Below are 19,052 nucleotides of genomic sequence, written 5' to 3'. Positions count from 1 at the left end.
ACAAAGATCTAACTATAAATTAAAAAGTTTAATCAACCTTAAATTTAACAATCATGAAGAGAGAACCCTTCTTTTGGAAAGTGTTATTTATCATTCTTCCTCTATTTCTTTTTTCTTCTCTGACTGTATTCGGACAAACGACCGATGTAAAAGGTGTTGTCACTGATGCAGCAACAGGAGAAACATTAATTGGAGTGTCAGTCGCCCAAAAAGGGACTACTAACGGAACAATGACCGATGTAGACGGTCAGTATTCCATTAAAGTACCCGAGGGAGCAACACTTGTTTTCACCTATGTAGGATACGACGCTCAGGAGCATATTGCAAGCGGAGCTACACTGAACGTAGGCTTGAAAACATCACAACAAATGCTGGACGAAGTAGTTGTGGTAGGTTATGGTGTGCAAAAGAAAAGTGTAGTAACGGCCTCTATCAGTAAGATTACAGCTGATGATCTGGCTAGCTCTCCTGCACCACGAGTAGACAATGCCCTGCAAGGTCTTGTTTCGGGTGTACAGGTAACTACTTCTTCCGGACAGCCGGGGGCATCGGCTAAAATCCGCGTGCGTGGTACAGGTACAATTAATGATTCAGATCCCCTTTACATTATCGACGGTATGCCTGTCGATGGTGGTATCGATTACCTGAATCCGGCCGATATTGCATCCATCGAAATACTGAAAGATGCGGCATCGGGTGCTGTTTACGGTACGCGTGCAGCCAATGGGGTTGTATTGGTAACAACTAAAAGTGGAAAACAGGGAAAAGTAAAAGTTACTTATGATTTCTCTTACGGATGGCAACGTCCTTGGAAAGAACGTAAAGTGCTGAATGGAACCCAATATGCTACCTTGATGAATGAAGCCAGTAGTTATACCGAAAATGCGAAGGTAATTTATCAAAACCCCGAGCAATACGGAAAAGGAACCGATTGGCAAAAAGAAACATTCAACTACGATGCACCGGTGCAAAATCACCAGATAAGTGTAAGTGGAGCTACAGACAGGATAAACTACTATTTATCACTGGGCTACTACAATCAGGAAGGTATTGTAGGTGGAGACTACGGACGCTCGAACTACAAACGTATGACCATGCGCTCCAATACCAATTATACTTTGTTTGACGAAAGCAAAGACCGTAACTGGTTGAAGAAAATGGTGATCGGTGTAAATGCATCCTATTCCCGCATAAACAATACAACTATAGAAACAAACAGCCTTACCGGATCAGCATTAGGTAATGCAATTTTTCTTTCCCCATTAATGAGTGTATATGCTGACAATGAAGCAGATTTGATAAAAGAACATGGTATTGATACAAGTATATATGGCAGCCCTATAAGAGATGCTAAAACCGGCAAATTATTGAATATTCCGGACAGAGGCTTCAACGAACTATCTAACCCGCTGGCATACCTATCTCTACCGGGAGAAAAATACAATACAGACAAATTTGTTGCTAGCTTCTTTGCCGAATTATCTGTCTGGGATAACCTGAAGTTTAAAACATCATATGGTACCGACCTTGCTTTTTACGGTACTGATGGATGGAGTCGACCTAATTATTTAGCATATGATGCTAAAAATGATAAATCGAAAGTATGGTCGGAGATGAACCGTCAAGCAACATGGCAAATTGAAAATGTATTGACTTATGACAAAACGTTTAATGGCCATTCATTTGCAGTAGTTTTGGGGCAGTCGGCAAAAGAAACGACTGGACGTCGCCTTAAAGGAGAGAGATTAGACATGATAGAACTGGACGGAGATAAAGCAAATCTTGACTTTACTACAGGATTAGCTTCAGACGGAAAACAAATGGCAGAAGGCGGAAAATTTGATCCTGAAACATTGGCCTCATATTTTGGACGTTTGAGCTACAACTATGACGAACGTTATATGTTACAGTTCACTATACGCCGTGACGGCTCTTCAAAATTCGGTCCAAATAACAAATGGGCTACATTCCCCTCTGTTTCTGTAGGATGGAATATCACAAACGAAAAATTCATGGAAGACCGTCCAAACTGGCTTACAAGCACTAAACTGCGCCTGTCATGGGGTAAAAATGGTAATGAAAAGATTGACCCATTCCTCTACACTGCTTACGCTCAGATGGGATCCAACTACGTGTTTGGAGGAGGGGCTAACCAAGCCATCACTGGAGGTAGTAGACCCACAGGAACACCAAACCCTGACCTGAAATGGGAAGAGTCTGAACAGTATGATGCAGGTCTTGACTTTGGCTTCTTAAGAAATTCATTAACATTCTCTATTGATTACTTCAAAAAGAAAACCAATGGTATGCTGAAACAAATGAGCGTTCCTAACTATCTGGGAGCACCACTACCATGGGGTAATGTCGGAGATATGGAAAACTCAGGTATAGAAATGGATCTGGGCTATAAATTTGGAGCAGGGGACTGGAATTTCAGAACAGGATTAAACCTCAGCTACCTGAAGAACAAACTAATCAAACTGGGTAATGCAGATGGATATGAAATGTATGACCACGTACACATAATAGGAAATGTAAGCCGTGCCGAAAATGGCCAGACATACCCGTACTTCTATGGATACAAAACAAACGGTATTTTCCAAAACCAAGCCCAGATCGATGCTTATGTAAATGATAAGGGTGAAAAACTACAGCCGAATGCGCAACCGGGGGATGTAATATTTGTAGATTATGACAATAATGGAGCAATTGGCGATGAAGATAAGACCAAAATAGGAAAAGGAACTCCGGATTGGACATACGGTTTCAACTTCCAAGCTGCATGGAAAGATATCGACTTCAGCATGCTGATTTCGGGAACGATAGGGAACGATATTTTTGATGCAACCCGCCGAGTAGATTTAAGCTACTCAAATCTTCCTGAAGAAATGATGGGTCGCTGGCATGGAGAAGGTACTTCAAATAAAATACCTCGTTTCTCATGGACAAATAATAATGATAATAACCGTGTATCAGACCTTTATATTAAGAATGGTTCTTACATGCGCCTGAAAAACATCCAATTAGGTTACACCTTACCAAAAGCATTAACAAGTAAAGCATTTATTTCCAGCCTGAGAGTGTACGTAGCAGCCGAAAATCTATTGACATTTACCAGCTACAAAGGGTTTGATCCGGAAATTGCTTATAACGATTCAAGATCAAGTGGTATCGACAAGGGTATATATCCACAGGCTCGCACCTTTACTGTTGGCTTCAATCTTAATTTTTAATACATAGAAAAAGATAAACGATATGAAAAAAATAATAATAACTTGTGGTATTGCTCTGGCCATGTTCGGAGTCACTTCATGCGGAGACGATTTCTTATCTGTCGAACCATCAAGTAAGCTGCCAGTAGATGGATATTACAATTCAGATAGCCGTATTATGGAATCGGTAACTGCAGCATACCAACCTATGCAATGGTATGATTATTACAGAGGATGGGCACCATTATGTTTTGTTTTTGATTCCATGAGCGATGACGTATATGTAGGAGGAGAGAATACCAGTGACCAAGGGCAGATACACCTGATCTCACAGTACAAATCTGACCCTAACAATTCGATTGACGGAGCATGGAGTGCCAGCTATACAGGTATCAACCGTTCGAATCTCATCATACAATATGCAAACGAGATGGAAATGTCTGATTCCGACAGAGCGAAGTATATAGCGGAAGCACGTGTATTACGTGCATGGTATTATTCCGTATTGTGGAAATTATGGGGAAATGTTCCTTATTATGATACAAACCTTACTTTTCCTTATATAGCAGAACAGAAATCGGCTGACGAAATTTATAATCTGATAGAAGCTGATCTGGCAGATGTACTTGATAGTAACGTACTGCCAATGAAACAATCGGATGCAAAATGGGCAGGACGGGCAACTCAGGCTATGGGGGCAATGATATATGCCGAATTTGTAATGAATCAGAAAGACGAATCGAAATACAGCAAGGCGCTAGGTTATATGAAGAGCATTATTACTTCGGGGCAGTATTCTTTGCAGCCATTTGCAAACCTATGGGAATCAGCATATGAGTGGAATAATGAGACTATTTTCGACATCAACTATATATCTCAAGGAGGTAAAAGGACTTGGGGTGATGCTGAAGCTACCGGAGGAACAGTACTTCCGTCCATGATCGGTATTAATGAGCTAAGCAATAGCCCTGAATTTGAAGGTGGCTGGGGATTTGAACCTGTTGCTAAAGAAGCTTACGATGCCTACGAAGAAGGAGACAAACGCCGTGACGCAGGCATCCTCAATATACAGAAATACATCGCAGAAAATGCAACTAAAGGTATAGACGTTAAATATAAAGGACGTTATCAGGATACCGGCTTTTTCCTGAGAAAATATTTAGGCCGTACCGGTGGAAGTGCCGGTGCAACAGGAGACAGCAACCTCAACTGGGACAACAATCTTCGCATCTACCGTTATGCCGAAACATTGTTGAATGCTGCAGAACTAGCATTACGTACAGGTGATGGCTCGGCACAAGGTTATCTTGATCAGATTCGTACCCGTGCCGGAGTGTCTTCTATCGCTGCTAACCTTGACAATATTCTGCTTGAACGCCGTCGGGAGTTCGTAGGTGAAGGAAAACGCTATTTCGACTTAGTTCGCTTCGATAAAGCTGCCGAAGTACTGAAACCAAAAGGAGGAAAACTTCCAAGTGGCGCAGATGCTATACCGGAGCGTATTCAGTGGACACAGAACAAAAAACACCTTCCGATCCCTCAAGGAGAGATCGAAGCATCTAAAGGCTCTCTTGCTCAAAATCCGTATTAAGAAGATCACACTTCACTAACTATTATATTCAGGCTGCCTGCGCAAGGCTTTTCTTACCGGGCAGCCTGTATTATCTCTAATAACCAAGACCATGAAAATCATATATTCCCTTCTTATATCTCTGTTTCTATGCACAGCCTGTGCGCAAAGCAGTAAGGAAAACCCTTCTAATCCGGAAGAGAACTATATCCCAAAAGGTTATAAACTCGTATGGCAAGATGAGTTCAACGACTCACCTAAAAATGGAATATTACCTCTGCCTAATAATGAATGGTCATTCGAAACAGGAAATCATGGATGGGGAAATCATGAGCTTCAAAACTATGTCGACCGTGTATATGAGAACGATACTGTCGCCAAAATAGAAAACGGTTCTCTTATCATTACAGCACACAAATTAACAGTGCCATATCAGGGTTCGGATATCATATCCGCCCGCATGAACACAAAAAAATCATGGAAATACGGATATTTCGAGATGCGCGCCAAAGTTCCCGGAGGAAAGGGTACATGGGCTGCATTCTGGATGCTTCCCGAAAATTTCCAACACTGGCCGCTCGACGGTGAAATAGACATCATGGAATATGTAGGCTACAGACCCGATGTTACACAGTCATCTGTACACACAAAAACATATAACCATGCCATTAAAACAGAAAAAACAGCAACTCTGGACATAACGAATGCCGAAACCGAATTTCATGTTTACGGACTGGAATGGACAGAGGACTATATAAAAGGCTATGTAGATGGCAATAACTACTTCACATTCGAAAACGATAAGAAGAATGATAAAACCACATGGCCGTTCAACGCACCTTTCTACCTCAAGCTAAACCTTGCCATAGGAGGAGACTGGGGCGGCCTCGAAGGAGTAGATCCCGCCATATTCCCGGCGCGTTACGAAATAGATTATGTAAGAGTATATCAAAAATAAGCTATAGAGATCATGAAAATCAAAAAGTTAGGATTATTAGGCATACTTGCCCTATCCGGATTATTCTCGGCGGGCTATGCACAAAATGACGTAGAGAAGCGAGTCGAAGACCTGTTATCGAGAATGACACTGGAAGAGAAAATCGGACAGATGAATCAGTTAAGCTTCTTTGCCGTAGACGATAAAGCCATTGCACAATACAGCGATGACGACATGGATAGTTTCCTTGTCAGAATGGGTATTGCCGGAGGTCAGGGACAGAAGAAGCCTGCTGAAATGACCAAAGATGAGAAAATAAAACTCATCAGACAAGAGGCGGAGAAAATGTTGGACAAGAATTTTACCCAACCTATCAAAGAAGGTAAAATCGGTTCGTTACTGAATATTTCCGATCCCGAAATGGTAAACAAAATGCAGAAGGCCGCCTTAGAAAACAGCCGTCTTGGAATTCCGCTGATTATAGGACGTGATGTTATTCATGGATTTAAAACCATATTCCCTATTCCGCTAGGACAAGCGGCATCATTCAGTCCGCAACTTGTAGAAGATGGTGCTCGTATTGCGGCAGTAGAAGCCCGTTCGACAGGTATCACATGGACTTTTGCCCCGATGCTCGATATTTCGCGTGATGCACGCTGGGGACGTATTGCCGAAAGTCTGGGTGAAGACTCATATCTGGGCGGACAACTCGGCGCAGCTATGGTTCGCGGATTTCAGGGTAACGGAAATCTTGCCGATCCGGGATCAATAGCAGCCTGTGTAAAGCATTTCATTGGCTATGGAGCCGCAGAGGGCGGACGTGACTACAACAGCACAAATATACCTCCGATACAAATGCGCAATGTTTATCTTCCACCTTTCCACGAAGCAATCAAAGCAGGCGCTGCTACTCTGATGACCTCATTTAACGATAATGACGGTATCCCTGCATCAGGAAACAGCTATATACTGAGAAATATTTTGCGTGACGAATGGAAATTTGACGGATTCGTTGTATCAGACTGGAACTCGATAGGCGAAATGATACCACACGGATTTGTAAAAGATGACAAACATGCTGCCGAAGTATCAGCTAATGCCGGACTGGACATGGAGATGGTAACAGGCTCTTATGTAAAATATCTGCCTGAACTGATCAAAGAGGGAAAAGTGTCAATGAAGACTGTAGATGATGCTGTTCGTAACATCCTTCGTATAAAATTCAGAATGGGATTGTTCGAAAACCCATACGTAGACACTAAGAAAGCATCTGTATTGTATGCTGCCGACCATCTGAAAGCAGCAAGACAAGCCGTTATCGAATCTGCCATCCTGCTGAAAAACGACAACAAGACATTACCGTTGAGTGAAAGCACAAAAATAGCAGTTATCGGACCTATGGCCGACGCACCGCACGACCAGATGGGAACATGGGTATTCGACGGAGACAAGAAATATACAGTAACACCAGTAGGTGCACTGAAAAATGATTACAAGCATATCAATTATGTGTACGAGCCTGCTCTCAAGTATTCACGCGATAAAAATACAGGAGACTTTGAGAAAGCTAAACAAGCCGCTGCTTCAGCAGATGTTGCAGTAGTATTCTTAGGTGAAGAGGCTATCCTATCTGGAGAAGCGCATTCGCTATCCAATATCAATCTGATAGGAGTGCAGTCTGATCTACTGAAAGCGGTAAAAAGTGCTGGTAAACCGGTTGTTTTGGTTATTATGGCAGGTCGCCCTTTAACTATCGAACGCGATCTGCCATATGCCGATGCCGTACTGTTCAATTTCCATCCGGGAACAATGGGAGGCCCTGCCATCCTTGATCTGCTTTTCGGAAAGGCAAACCCTAGCGGGAAACTACCTACAACCTTCGTTCGCGAAGTAGGGCAGATACCGATGTACTACAACTACAACAATACCGGACGCCCTGCTCCCGAAAAGGTAATGACACTGGATCAAATAGAGCTGGAAGCCGGACAGACATCACTGGGAAATACATCTTTCTATCTCGATTCCGGCAATAAGCCATTATTCCCATTCGGATATGGTCTGTCGTACAGCACATTTGAATATTCTAACCTCAGCCTGTCCTCATCATCAATACCGATGAACGGAACACTGACAGTAAAGGTTACACTAAAAAATACAAGTGATATAGATGGTACGGAGGTTGCCCAGCTTTACATCCAGGACAAAGTAGGCTCTGTTGTGCGTCCTGTAAAAGAACTAAAAGGATTCCAACGGGTAGCGCTGAAAGCCGGAGAAACTAAAACAGTTGAATTTAAACTAACAACAGAAGACTTAGCTTTTTATGGTCGTGATTTGATTAAAAAGGCTGAAACAGGTGATTTTAATGTTTGGGTTGGCGGCAATAGTAACGCCACTTTAAAAAGTGCTTTTTCTGTGACAGAATAAAGGACAGAACGAAGAGGCACAGGGTAATAAACACATATCAGATTTTCATAGTTCCCTGTGCCTTTTATTATTACAATGTAGACTCAATTCACAGCTGGTATCAGCAAATATGTAAATGCCATGAAGAAATTTATTTACTTCCTTATACTTCCCCTTATATTATTCGGTTGCAAATCTGAAAATCAGCAACAACCGGCTACAGACCGTTTTTTAAAAGTCGAAGGTCCTGATCTGATAAAACCTGATGGAGAAAAATTCCTTATACAGGGAATCAATCTGGGCAACTGGCTCAATCCTGAAGGATATATGTTCTTCTTCGGAGCCGAAGCCAGTTCGTTCAGACTTATCGACGAAGCTTTTTGCGAAATGGTAGGACCGGACTTCACCAGAGAGTTCTGGAAAGAGTTCAAAAAGAACTATATTACCGAAGACGATATTAAATATATCAAACAAACAGGGATGAACTCTATAAGGATACCGTTCCACTACAAAATGTTCACGAACGAAGATTACATGGGGCTCGATGCTGCACACGACGGTTTCGAACTCATAGATCAGGTAGTAGAGTGGTGTCGTCAACAGAACCTGTATGTTATACTGGATATGCACGATGCGCCCGGCGGACAAACCGGCGACAATATAGACGACAGCTACGGATATCCATGGCTGATGAATAGCGAAGCCAGCAAAAAGCAATTCTGCGAGATATGGAAAGACGTAGCTACACATTATGCAAACGATACCATCATTTTAGGTTACGACTTGCTGAATGAACCTATCGCTCACTATTTCCTCGAAAAGGATGCACACCTCAACGATTCGCTGGAACCGCTATACAAAAGGTGTGTAGATTCTATCCGCACCATTGACAAAAACCATATTGTACTACTAGGAGGAGCACAATGGAACGGAAACTTCAATGTATTTAAAGATTCAAAATTCGATGATAAGCTGATGTACACCTGCCACCGTTACTGGTGCGACACATTGCAAAACAATATACAGGATTTTGTAAATTTCAGAGACAGTGTAAACCTGCCTATCTATATGGGTGAAACAGGAGAAAATACAAATGAATGGATTGCGGCATGGACTCGCCTGATGGAACGTAACAACATCGGATGGCATTACTGGCCGTATAAGAAAATGGTACCAAACAGCTGTATGGTAACCATTCCTAAACCCGAAAATTGGGATATAATTGTAGAATATACAAAAAAGGACAGAGGTACTCTCGAAAAAGTACGCAATGCGAGACCAGATCAGGCAATGGTAAAAAAAGCAATGACAGACTTACTGGAGAATATGAAATTCAGTAATTGTGTGAAGAATGACGGATACATCAAGGCTATGGGCATGAAACCTTAGCAACAAATACAATGAGAAATCTCTTCGCCTTAGAGATAAGGCTTTTTGTTAAATAGAGGTTGAAGGAAGGGCTGTCTACATGGGAAACAGCCCTTTTGTCATCTGTTCATCAGATTCTTCTTATTCGATAGAATCGCCTAAAAGGGTAATATCTTCTATCAGTTCTTCTACCTGCATCTTAGGCAAATTATCCGAAGCCTTTTGTTCTTTCGATACTTCTTTTACTAAAGTATATTTCAGAGCAGACTGATCGGCTGCCGGATATTCTATTTTCTCTACTTTCACATCAAGTACATATTCATATCCGGGTTCATAATTGAATCCTTCTATGTTGTTGTAGAAAAACTCCCAATTTGTCTGACCTTCTTTTTTTACCAGAAGGCATTTCATAGGTGCAACACCTACACAGTCTCCCTGCTGTGAGGCTATAACCAGTTTCTCCATTGTACCTTTATTGCTACACGCTCCGAAAAGTAACGTAATTGAAAACAGCAATAATATTGTTTTGTGCATAATTCGTTTAATTTGTTAAATATTTATAACTTACTTTATCTACTAAGTGAACAAGAAAGTCTTTAAAAAGTTTAAAAAATTTAACTATAGGCTTTCTACTCCTGATCAAAGCATTCAAAATATCTGTTCCATATTATCTTCTCATACTTTATAGCATAACTTTCCGCATACTCCTCGCCTCTGGCAATATATTTTTTCGACTTAGTTGTTATACGGTCGTGATGATGTCCCATTTCATGCAACAAGATATGCAGAAGCAGATATGCACGTATCTGGTATTCTTCCCAGTGACATATAACATAGTCCTTCTTCATTTCATACCTTAGCTCAAGACGATCAAATAAATCTTTATGATCATAAAAGAAATTTAGATTCAGATACTGTGTAGTGTCTTTTTCCCTTGCACATATACCAATTACTCCTTTTGAATAATACCACCCAGCCGTATTATATTCACCTCTAGCCAGAACGATAGCATTCAGATCAATATCTATCTCCTCCCAGTTAGGTAGTATCTCCAGAAATTTGATAATATCCCGCTTTTTCAAAAAATGTTTATACCCTTTTCCGGCAGGTTCCACATCTATCTGAAGAACATCCTGTCTGGTATTCCAATAGTTGGGCGTTAACTTATGATTGTTCTTCTTTTGTACACGCCCATTCTTTACTTTCGTTGCGGTTCTTCTATTCATTGCTTTACTCTTCTATAATATACTCCACCTCATGCGCCTCCGTCAACTGCGGTATTTCAAGCTTAGTGAGCATCTTATCCAACACATCTTCAGGCAGCATATATTCGCGGCTACGGTTTTGCTTTCGCCATACATCATACGGCTTTTCCACATACACGATCTTCACTTTCGCATCGTACAGAGTGAACAGGTCTACCAGCTGCTGACGCATCAGGCGCGTAATATTCGTTGCATTCCACACAAAGTTCTGCCCCTTGCGTAAATACCTGCGTGCCTGCTCTTTCGCCTCCTGCACTACCCTACCGTTAGCCGATCTGTCTGTCGGACTCACTTTATGTTTACGACGAAGAGCGTCGAGACTAATAACAGGGATATCAGTACCGAGCGACTGTATATAGTGATCTTTTCCCATACCCGGAAGTCCCGAGAGCATGGTTACCTCACTCTTAAAATTATCGAATGGGACATAACCGATGTAACCGTCTATCGTATCAAAATATTGGAACCGCGCATTCGGCGTTTCAAACTCCAGAGATTTACCCCAGCAACCCTCATCTTTGCAGAATATTTCAAACAGGTCTAATGACTCCAGCAGGTGAGGCAGGTCTTCGCACACACGTCCACGAGCATCTGCTTCTGCCAGCATTTTCAGGTGTTGTGTATTTACTCTCAGCGATACGGCATGTATTTTTTTAGCAGGTTCTAACTTTTCCATCAACCATAACGGTAATCCGTGAAAGCGTACCAAAGATGCTACTTGTTCGCGAATATGAAACGGAGTGGGAATATCCCTATACAATATCGTGCGGGCTGTGTATTCACCTCTGCGTGCATGCCCACTGGCCGAAATATTACCATCGCCTTCATCCTGCGAAGTCGAGCGTTTTTCTACATCGTGCAACAAGGCTGCTGCCCATAGTATTTCCTGCTCCTGCTCAGACAAGGCCTTATATGCGGGCATATTTTCCAATTCCTTTAATACCATTTGTGTATGCACTGCAACATTGCCCTCGGCATGGTGTGTCGTATGCTGTGCCACATCTTTCATATCGGCTACCCACGAAAACTGTTTTTCGAGGGCATCCCAGTCTTTATTTTGTGTTATTTTCCAAATCATAATTTATTTTTCCTTTCTTTTCAAGAGGTATAATACCTTCATTTTCTAATTTTTTTCTCAACTTGTCTGCATATGAATGTGCAAACTTCTCTTTCTCGGAAGAAAGAATACTGTCGTGATAATAGTCACGTCTTTTTTCCCATTCTTCAAATTCTTCATCCTCATGTCCAGGATCTTCAACAACACTCAGATATTGCCTGTAATGCCCGAATTCATGAAGCAAAGTTCTGTATAAAAGAGTACTTCTTACATTTTCAGGAAATACCTGAGCCTGATAGAATTTTCGGTCTTCAACAAATTGATATCCATCTTTTTTCAATCGCTCGATCTCCTTTACATTCCCTACAGAAAGCTTCCTTGAAAATTCCAATAAGAAACCTTCTTCCGCAGCCTCCAAAATAATGGCCGGAAAATAATTTCCTTCAAATTCATACGAATAAATCAGCCGTCCCCAAACAGGAGACAGGAGAGCTTCCTTTCTCTTAGGTTGGCGAAGGATAATATATTTCATTTCTCCGTAATCTTCGACAGGGATATGACCAATCATCTCTGCAATATCATCTACACTACAAGCATGGTAATATCCTTTTATAGTATCTTCTACAACAAATATAAATTCATGGTCGTTTATTACCCGCGTCTCTTTTCTGTATTTTTCGAGGCGTTCGGGAAACCATCTGCAATCTGAGGCAAACAAAGGCTCAGCTATTTTCATTTTATTATTTTGCCCATAGCCTTGTTTTGCTGTACCTATATTTCTATTTCGTCTTGTATTGTCTCGCATAATTATCCTCTCCTTTCCCAAATTAATTTTGCACGTTGCCAGTTGCGTGTCCAGTGCTCATCGGTCTTTACATGACCTTTGCGTACATATTTGAATACATTATGAGCAAAATCAGCTACTGCATATTCATCCATATTACGGCTTACGATTCCTTCGCGTGTACAGCCTGTATGTGTCTGCATATCTACCGAACCAAATACACTCGGCTCTTGTGCCCAATCTAATATCCGATCTTGTAATCCTTGCTGAGTTAACCCTGCTGTCGGTTCTATCAGTAGTTCGGGAACCGTAGGAAAATCGAATAATGCAGCATAAAACTTCACCTCTTCCCACGATAGCCATTTGTCGAGACAGCGTACTGCAAAGATGTAATAATACGACTCTATCGCTTTATATTCGATGGAATGAACTGCATAGAGATTTTCTCCGAAAAGTTCTATATCACCGAGATCCCGCTTTATCAGTTCCCAGCGTTCACGTATCTGGTTTGTCCATGTCGAAGTAGTAGGTGCAGCATGTGAGCGTGCGAATACCCCGAATTGGTTGAGACAATTGTTTTCGCCATCCAGCTTTTCGGTATGGACAAGTGTTTCTATCTGCCGGATATCGTCCCAATATGTATGATTGATGCGGTCGTCGCTAGTGGTTCCGGGCGAAAACGGAAAATGATAAGTACGACCATATTTTTGTGATAACATAATGTAATTGTTTTTAGTTTATAGAATACAATAGCTGACAGGGGCTGCAACAAAGAAGTTACAGTCTTGACAAAGGCGGTATGAAACCCGCTATGTAAACTAAACAATTACATGACATTCTGTATAAAGCGGTTGTAAATAATTTGCACAAAGGTATGAACATTTTTTAACAAGGCAAAATTTACCTTCAATTCTTAAAAACAAGGATTATGGCGCAAAGCTCTTGCGTAGTATTATTATTTTCCTTTACTTTGAAGGACGACTTGTACAGATAAGATTGGGTTTTAACACAGACTAGAACATTCACCTTAACAAATTTTGTAGAATGAAAGCAGGAATTGTGCAAAAGAAAAAGTATAAAACGGACTACGAAACAGAAAATGGTTCGCTATGTATTCCTATTCTGGGAGACTTGTTCCCGAACCTTTGGGGACAAAAATTAAATCCTGTAGATAAATGGATTTTAGTTATCGACAATACAGAATATTGCGTCGATAAGGAGTCTTATGATAATATCTCGGAAGGGGATATGGTAGAAATCGGTTACAACGGAAATCTGCCGGAAATCAAATTAAACGGAAAAATATAAGAAATGCCGGTAAACAGGAACGCTTTAATACGCTATAAGACGATAGACACTTGTCTGCGTAACCGTTATCGCCAGTGGACGCTCGAAGACCTGATTGACGCCTGCTCGGATGCTCTGTATGAGTATGAGGGGATAGACAAGGGAATAAGCAAGCGTACAGTGCAGATGGATATACAGATGATGCGTAGCGAAAAGCTGGGGTATAATGCGCCTATTATTGTTTACGACAATAAATATTATACATACGAAGACGAGGATTACAGTATAACTAATACTCCGCTGTCGGAACAAGACCTGAAAGTAATGTCGGAAGCTGTGGAAGTGCTGCGACAATTCAGAAGTTTCTCCTATTTTTCGGGGATGGAAGATATTGTGAGCCGTCTTGAAGACCATGTGACCTCAGCCAAGCAAAAGACAACTCCTGTAATCGACTTTGAGAAAAACGAAAGTTTGCAAGGACTGGGTTATCTGGATACCATCTACAATGCCATTGTAAACAAACAGGTATTGGAAATGAAATACCGGTCATTCAAAGCACGTTCGGCATCAAATTTTCTCTTTTACCCGTATCTGCTCAAAGAATACAGGAATCGTTGGTTCGTTTTCGGTATAAAAAAGGGAACACCAATGCTGCTCAATCTTGCCCTCGACCGCATACACAGCCTGCAAATATCGGAAAACGAACCATACAGGGAAAATACAATATTCGATCCTGCTACGTTTTTCGACGATGTAGTCGGTGTTACTAAAACATTGAATCAGAAGACCGAAACCGTCCGATTTTGGGCAAATGCGCAGAATGCTCCTTATATCCAGACAAAACCGCTTCATAGAAGCCAGCAGGTAATTGAAGAACAGGCAGACGGCTCTGTAATATTTGAGCTGAATGTTATTATCAATCAGGAACTACAACGCGAGATATTCGGGTTTGCCGACAACATTAAAGTACTGGCTCCACAATCTCTCGTCGATTTTTTCAGATGGAAATTCCGGCTTGCAAAAGAATTGTATAACAAAGAAGTAGAATAATATCTTACTCTTCTATCTTGGCTATATCTGTTTCTTCCTCATCTTCATCTGTCTCTTCGGGAGCAGGCTTCACAAAGAAAGCGCTCAGCTCGTACAATAAATAGAGTGGGACAAAGACTACCGACAAGGTGAACGGATCGCCCGAAGGTGTTATGATAGCCGATAATACAAGCAAACCGACAATGGCATGTCTTCTGAATTTCTTAAAGAACGACCTGTTTAATAATCCCAACTGAGACAGCAACCACGAAAGGAGCGGCAACTCGAATACAATACCCATGATGAATACCAGCATCAGAAAATTGTCCATATACGAATCGAGGGATATCTGATTCACAATAGTATCGCTGAGCTGATATGTGGCAAGGAAACGAAAGGTAATAGGGAAAACCAGTGAATAACCGACTGTGCATCCGATGAAAAACATTATTGTACCAAACAGGAACACCCAGCGTATGCTTTTCTTCTCGCTTTCGTAAAGGGCAGGGCTTACGAAGCGCCATATTTCAAATACCAAGTAAGGGAATGTCAGAATCAGGGCTAACCAGAATGAGGTGGTCATGTGCCTGAAAAACTGCGATGTAAGGTTAATATTGATGATATTTACATGAAATGTGTCATCACAAAAATCGGGAAGAAAGGGTATGGCAGAGGTTACCTTACACAGGTATTCGTAAAGAAAAAAGTTTGCATTGGTAGGCCCCATTATTATACTGTCGTAAATATAGGGCATTGCTGCAAAACCTGCAATAGCAAATATAAGCAGAGCTATGATAGACCTGATGAGTGTCCACCGCAATTCCTCTAAATGATCCCAAAAGGTCATTCCGTCATTCGTCTCTTCCATAGAAAAGTATTACCTCAGTCTTTTTTAGTAGTGTTATCGTCTCCTTCTATATCGTCTTCTATACCCTTCACCCCTTCTTTGAAGTTCTTGATACCCTTACCAAGCCCTTTCATCAGTTCAGGAATTTTGCGACCTCCGAAAAGCAGCAACACAACTATAGCGATAATAATTATTTCTGCGGTACCGAGATTTCCTAAAAACAAAAGTGTATTCATAAATTCCATAATTTTTTCTTTAATGAGAGATTACTATGTTACAAATCGTTTTTCATACTTCAAAATAACATAAATAATATCAAAGTCCGTAATTAATCTACTATTTATTTCTTTTTTTGCCCTAATAACGCGCGATTCTGAAAGATATTGGGTCATACAGGCAATATATTGTCCTCTATACCAGGCGTACAATATACTTTATATTCTCCGTCTTCGTCACAGATAAATATAGCATCCAATGCGGGAAAACCATCAATCCATTCCTGAGCCTTTTCCATTCCTCCTACAAGAAAGGCTGTTGCAAAAGCATCTGCTGTGAGACAATCATCAGCCACAACCGTTACCGACAACAGATTATGCCTTACCGGATAACCACTCGACGGATCTATAGTGTGCGTTATCTTCTGTCCGTCTTCAACATAAAACTGCCGATAGTTGCCCGATGTAGCAATTCCTCTGTCGGTCAGTTGCAGGATAAGCTGTAAATCCTGTCCGGGTATCGCATTATCCTCTGCCGGACGGTCGATGCCTATTCTCCACATTTCACCTTCGGTATTCAAGCCTTTGAGACGTATCTCCCCTCCTATTTCTACCAGAAAGTTGAGACATCCTCTGTCTTCGAGAAAGGCAGCAACAATATCGGCAGAATATCCTTTAGCTATAGCATTTGCATTCAGTACTAAATCGGGGTGTGACTTAACGATACGATTACCTTCGAGCCTTACCTTATCCATCCCGATGTATTTTTTCAGAGCAGCTATCCGTTCTACATCAGGAATATCTTTCTCCTGCGAGCTGAAACCCCATGCCCTGAATAACGGTTCGGCTGAGATATCGAAAGCTCCGCCAGTGTATTCGCTTATCTCTTTTGCCTTGTTGAAAACAGTGCGAAAATAATGATCTGTCTCTATATCCTCATTTCTGTTGATACGCGAAATAATGGAATCATTATCATATACCGACAGTGATTTTTCAAAATCAGCCAACATTGCATTTATCTCAGACTGAAAGTCTCGCCCAAGATCATCCTGATAGACGATACTATAGCTAGTCCCCTCTGCACCACCTTGTATGTGATAGTAGAAAGTCCCGTTTTCGGCCATTATTGTGTTCATTTCTTACAGGATAGGAGTGAAAAGTAAAACAGGTCTTTCTGCAAAGACCTGCTTATCATATTCTTTATTTACTATAACTTGTTTTTACCAGCGGGCAATTTTGCAGATATTCCAAGCTTTTCTTTACACTTTCGGCAGGAGTAAAGTTATAATGCTCCACTTCTACTACCAGATGTTTCACTCCGGCAGCATCGGTATTGTTGAAGATGGCATCGAAACCTACCATACCGCTCTGACCGAGCTCCTTATTATCTTTGATATGAAGCAAGGTGAAACGGTTTTTGTACTTGTTGAAGTAGTCTACCGGACTTTTTCCGCCTCTTACTACCCAATACACATCCATTTCGAAGAAGACATATTCAGGATTGGTATTCTCCAGCATATAGTCGAGCATTACTTTGTCCTCTATCTTATTGGTAAGTTCAAAGTCATGGTTGTGATAGCCAAACAGCATACCATTTTCCTTACATCTTTTACCTATCTCATTGTAATATTCGCAATAGGTTTGCAAGTCTGCCAGTGTTTTCGGCACAGGCATCCAAGGGGTAACGATGTATTGCATTCCTGCGGCTTTATGGGCTTTGATAGCTTCATCCCACCACAACATATTCTCAGTAAAATCTTTCTTGGCAAGAGCCTCAGCCGACAGTTCTTTTCCTGTATGCGAAGAAAGTACCTTCATCCCAGCGGCTTCTACGTCAGCTTTAAATTCTTCCGGTGTTCTTCCGTAAAATTTTCCGGCATCATAGCTAGCAGCTTCAACTGCTGTATAACCCATTTCTCCGGCTTTCTTTATCACACCGGTATAGTCTGTTTTTATATCATCCCTGAGGGAGTATAGCTGCAAAGCAATGTCTTTAGGACCATCGGGTGCATATTTAATGTTTACGTTTGCATTATTGCTCGATGCCAGCAGAAGAAATACTGTAGCTAAAATAAATGTTATCCTCATTATAGTTTTATATTAGATTCTCTGAATACCGAATCCATGAAGAGGAGATTGTACCCTCTCCGATGGATTCGATATAGTTATCCATTATGGAAAAGAGAATTAGTCCATTACTTTCACTCTGATATTACGGAACCACACATCGTCACCATGATCTTGCAGTCCGATAAATCCTTCTCTGTTAGTTCCACCACAGTTATTCAACAACTCGAAAGCCAAAGGCCATGCTTTTTCACTAAACTTGCTAACTTGCAGCATATCTGTCCATTGCTGAGTCCACAGATGATATTCCAATACGTTAGCATCGTTTTGTCCATGCACAACAGTTCCTTTGTAAACCATGATCTTAGCTTTGTTCCACTCTCCGAACGGTTTAGCATTCTGAGGATCGGCAGCAATCATATCATACAATGAAGCCGATTTACGATTCCCGTCTTTACCCAGTTTTGCATCCGGATGGTTCTCATTATCCAATACCTGATATTCAGGTGCTGAAATATAGATCGGCTCGAGTTTTTCTTTTCCGTCCTTGTCAGTAGATGTTACTTCCTGAGCCAGATAGAATATACCTGAGTTACCACCTTTCGATACTTTCCATTCCAGTTCGAGTTCAAAGTTTTTGAACTTATGGGCAAAGATAAGGTCGCCGCCATCGCCGTCCTGAGCTTCACCGCCACCCGATCCGTTAAATTTGATAGCACCTTCGTCGATCGTCCACTTTCCCGGAACTTTGTCTTTTCCGTATCCGCGCCATCCGGTAAAGTCTTTGCCGTTGAAGATAGTTATATAACCATCTTTATCAACCTGAAACTTGGCACTGTCAGCGTCTGCACCTTTAAGGGCTGCTGAGTAAGCTAATGTTATTTCACTGGTCTCAGCCGGAGCCTGTCCATCAGCCTTCTTTGCTCCGCCACCACAAGCCATAAATGCTCCTGCCATCATACAAAAACTTAATCCATAAATTAACTTCTTCATTTCTTTATTCTATTTTGA

17 protein-coding genes are annotated in these 19,052 nt (G+C 41.3%); 7 read left to right on the top strand and 10 right to left on the bottom strand.

Going from position 1 to position 19,052, the window contains the following annotated elements; genetic code table 11:
* Positions 1-53 precede the first annotated feature (53 nt).
* From M2448_RS09130 to M2448_RS09110, 5 genes are all read left to right on the top strand, one after another.
* Complete coding sequence (locus M2448_RS09130) at positions 54-3,233, top strand: TonB-dependent receptor (protein WP_280645852.1); 3,180 nt, start codon at positions 54-56, stop codon at positions 3,231-3,233.
* A 22-nt stretch (positions 3,234-3,255) separates the two neighbouring features.
* Positions 3,256-4,803, top strand: a complete 1,548-nt coding sequence (locus M2448_RS09125; RefSeq protein WP_280645851.1) for a RagB/SusD family nutrient uptake outer membrane protein — start codon at positions 3,256-3,258, stop codon at positions 4,801-4,803.
* Positions 4,804-4,894: 91 nt separating this feature from the next.
* Entirely contained in the window at positions 4,895-5,740 is an 846-nt protein-coding gene (locus tag M2448_RS09120) for a glycoside hydrolase family 16 protein (protein ID WP_280645850.1), read from the top strand.
* Between the two features lie 12 nt (positions 5,741-5,752).
* Positions 5,753-8,143, top strand: a complete 2,391-nt coding sequence (bglX, locus tag M2448_RS09115; protein ID WP_280645849.1) for a beta-glucosidase BglX — start codon at positions 5,753-5,755, stop codon at positions 8,141-8,143.
* 120 nt (positions 8,144-8,263) lie between these two features.
* Positions 8,264-9,511 (top strand): glycoside hydrolase family 5 protein, encoded by a 1,248-nt coding sequence (locus M2448_RS09110; protein WP_280645848.1) that lies wholly within the window; start codon positions 8,264-8,266, stop codon positions 9,509-9,511.
* Between the two features lie 120 nt (positions 9,512-9,631).
* Here the strand turns inward: M2448_RS09110 and M2448_RS09105 are convergent, their stop codons facing one another.
* The 5 genes from M2448_RS09105 to M2448_RS09085 form a co-directional block, all read right to left on the bottom strand.
* Positions 9,632-10,024, bottom strand: coding sequence for a DUF4377 domain-containing protein (locus M2448_RS09105; RefSeq protein ID WP_280645847.1), 393 nt, complete (start codon positions 10,022-10,024; stop codon positions 9,632-9,634).
* Positions 10,025-10,119: 95 nt separating this feature from the next.
* Positions 10,120-10,716, bottom strand: a complete 597-nt coding sequence (locus M2448_RS09100; protein WP_280645846.1) for a hypothetical protein — start codon at positions 10,714-10,716, stop codon at positions 10,120-10,122.
* 4 nt (positions 10,717-10,720) lie between these two features.
* Positions 10,721-11,833: an AAA family ATPase gene (locus M2448_RS09095; protein ID WP_280645845.1), complete on the bottom strand. Its 1,113-nt coding sequence runs from the start codon at positions 11,831-11,833 to the stop codon at positions 10,721-10,723.
* Positions 11,808-12,617 (bottom strand): hypothetical protein, encoded by an 810-nt coding sequence (locus tag M2448_RS09090; protein WP_280645844.1) that lies wholly within the window; start codon positions 12,615-12,617, stop codon positions 11,808-11,810. The genes M2448_RS09095 and M2448_RS09090 overlap by 26 nt, the downstream gene beginning before the upstream one ends.
* A 2-nt stretch (positions 12,618-12,619) precedes the next feature.
* A complete protein-coding gene (locus M2448_RS09085; protein WP_280645843.1) occupies positions 12,620-13,315 on the bottom strand; it encodes an RNA ligase family protein in 696 nt (231 codons plus the stop codon).
* Positions 13,316-13,640: 325 nt separating this feature from the next.
* Here M2448_RS09085 and M2448_RS09080 point away from each other — a divergent pair, with 325 nt between their 5' ends.
* Positions 13,641-13,904 carry a hypothetical protein gene (locus M2448_RS09080; protein ID WP_280645842.1) on the top strand — a complete coding sequence of 88 codons (264 nt, stop codon included), beginning with the start codon at positions 13,641-13,643 and terminating at the stop codon, positions 13,902-13,904.
* A gap of 3 nt (positions 13,905-13,907) precedes the next feature.
* On the top strand, positions 13,908-14,933 hold the full coding sequence (locus M2448_RS09075) for a WYL domain-containing protein (protein ID WP_280645841.1): 1,026 nt from the start codon (positions 13,908-13,910) through the stop codon (positions 14,931-14,933).
* A 4-nt stretch (positions 14,934-14,937) separates the two neighbouring features.
* On the opposite strand, the gene tatC is transcribed toward M2448_RS09075, so the two are convergent.
* From tatC to M2448_RS09050, 5 genes are all read right to left on the bottom strand, one after another.
* The gene (gene tatC, locus M2448_RS09070; protein WP_280645840.1) at positions 14,938-15,780 is read right to left on the bottom strand and encodes a twin-arginine translocase subunit TatC; all 843 of its coding nucleotides are present in this window, start codon (positions 15,778-15,780) and stop codon (positions 14,938-14,940) included.
* 14 nt (positions 15,781-15,794) lie between these two features.
* Complete coding sequence (gene tatA / locus M2448_RS09065) at positions 15,795-15,995, bottom strand: twin-arginine translocase TatA/TatE family subunit (RefSeq protein ID WP_280645839.1); 201 nt, start codon at positions 15,993-15,995, stop codon at positions 15,795-15,797.
* Between the two features lie 152 nt (positions 15,996-16,147).
* The gene (locus M2448_RS09060; RefSeq protein WP_280645838.1) at positions 16,148-17,110 is read right to left on the bottom strand and encodes an FAD:protein FMN transferase; all 963 of its coding nucleotides are present in this window, start codon (positions 17,108-17,110) and stop codon (positions 16,148-16,150) included.
* A 64-nt stretch (positions 17,111-17,174) separates the two neighbouring features.
* Positions 17,175-18,062 (bottom strand): sugar phosphate isomerase/epimerase, encoded by an 888-nt coding sequence (locus M2448_RS09055; RefSeq protein ID WP_280645837.1) that lies wholly within the window; start codon positions 18,060-18,062, stop codon positions 17,175-17,177.
* A gap of 99 nt (positions 18,063-18,161) precedes the next feature.
* Positions 18,162-19,034: a DUF1080 domain-containing protein gene (locus tag M2448_RS09050; protein WP_280645836.1), complete on the bottom strand. Its 873-nt coding sequence runs from the start codon at positions 19,032-19,034 to the stop codon at positions 18,162-18,164.
* Between the last annotated feature and the right edge of the window lie 18 nt (positions 19,035-19,052).

Source organism: Dysgonomonas sp. PF1-14 (assembly GCF_029892965.1).
In the GTDB taxonomy this organism is placed as follows: Bacteria; Bacteroidota; Bacteroidia; order Bacteroidales; family Dysgonomonadaceae; genus Dysgonomonas.
Note: the sequence above shows the minus strand (reverse complement) of the source record. Positions and strands in the feature narration are given on the sequence as shown.

Coding starts and splice junctions, on each gene's coding strand:
- M2448_RS09130 (WP_280645852.1), top strand. CDS start 54: ATGAAGAGAGAACCCTTCTTTTGGAAAGTGTTATTTATCATTCTTCCT.
- M2448_RS09125 (WP_280645851.1), top strand. CDS start 3,256: ATGAAAAAAATAATAATAACTTGTGGTATTGCTCTGGCCATGTTCGGA.
- M2448_RS09120 (WP_280645850.1), top strand. CDS start 4,895: ATGAAAATCATATATTCCCTTCTTATATCTCTGTTTCTATGCACAGCC.
- bglX (WP_280645849.1), top strand. CDS start 5,753: ATGAAAATCAAAAAGTTAGGATTATTAGGCATACTTGCCCTATCCGGA.
- M2448_RS09110 (WP_280645848.1), top strand. CDS start 8,264: ATGAAGAAATTTATTTACTTCCTTATACTTCCCCTTATATTATTCGGT.
- M2448_RS09105 (WP_280645847.1), bottom strand. CDS start 10,024: ATGCACAAAACAATATTATTGCTGTTTTCAATTACGTTACTTTTCGGA.
- M2448_RS09100 (WP_280645846.1), bottom strand. CDS start 10,716: ATGAATAGAAGAACCGCAACGAAAGTAAAGAATGGGCGTGTACAAAAG.
- M2448_RS09095 (WP_280645845.1), bottom strand. CDS start 11,833: ATGATTTGGAAAATAACACAAAATAAAGACTGGGATGCCCTCGAAAAA.
- M2448_RS09090 (WP_280645844.1), bottom strand. CDS start 12,617: ATGCGAGACAATACAAGACGAAATAGAAATATAGGTACAGCAAAACAA.
- M2448_RS09085 (WP_280645843.1), bottom strand. CDS start 13,315: ATGTTATCACAAAAATATGGTCGTACTTATCATTTTCCGTTTTCGCCC.
- M2448_RS09080 (WP_280645842.1), top strand. CDS start 13,641: ATGAAAGCAGGAATTGTGCAAAAGAAAAAGTATAAAACGGACTACGAA.
- M2448_RS09075 (WP_280645841.1), top strand. CDS start 13,908: ATGCCGGTAAACAGGAACGCTTTAATACGCTATAAGACGATAGACACT.
- tatC (WP_280645840.1), bottom strand. CDS start 15,780: ATGGAAGAGACGAATGACGGAATGACCTTTTGGGATCATTTAGAGGAA.
- tatA (WP_280645839.1), bottom strand. CDS start 15,995: ATGAATACACTTTTGTTTTTAGGAAATCTCGGTACCGCAGAAATAATT.
- M2448_RS09060 (WP_280645838.1), bottom strand. CDS start 17,110: ATGAACACAATAATGGCCGAAAACGGGACTTTCTACTATCACATACAA.
- M2448_RS09055 (WP_280645837.1), bottom strand. CDS start 18,062: ATGAGGATAACATTTATTTTAGCTACAGTATTTCTTCTGCTGGCATCG.
- M2448_RS09050 (WP_280645836.1), bottom strand. CDS start 19,034: ATGAAGAAGTTAATTTATGGATTAAGTTTTTGTATGATGGCAGGAGCA.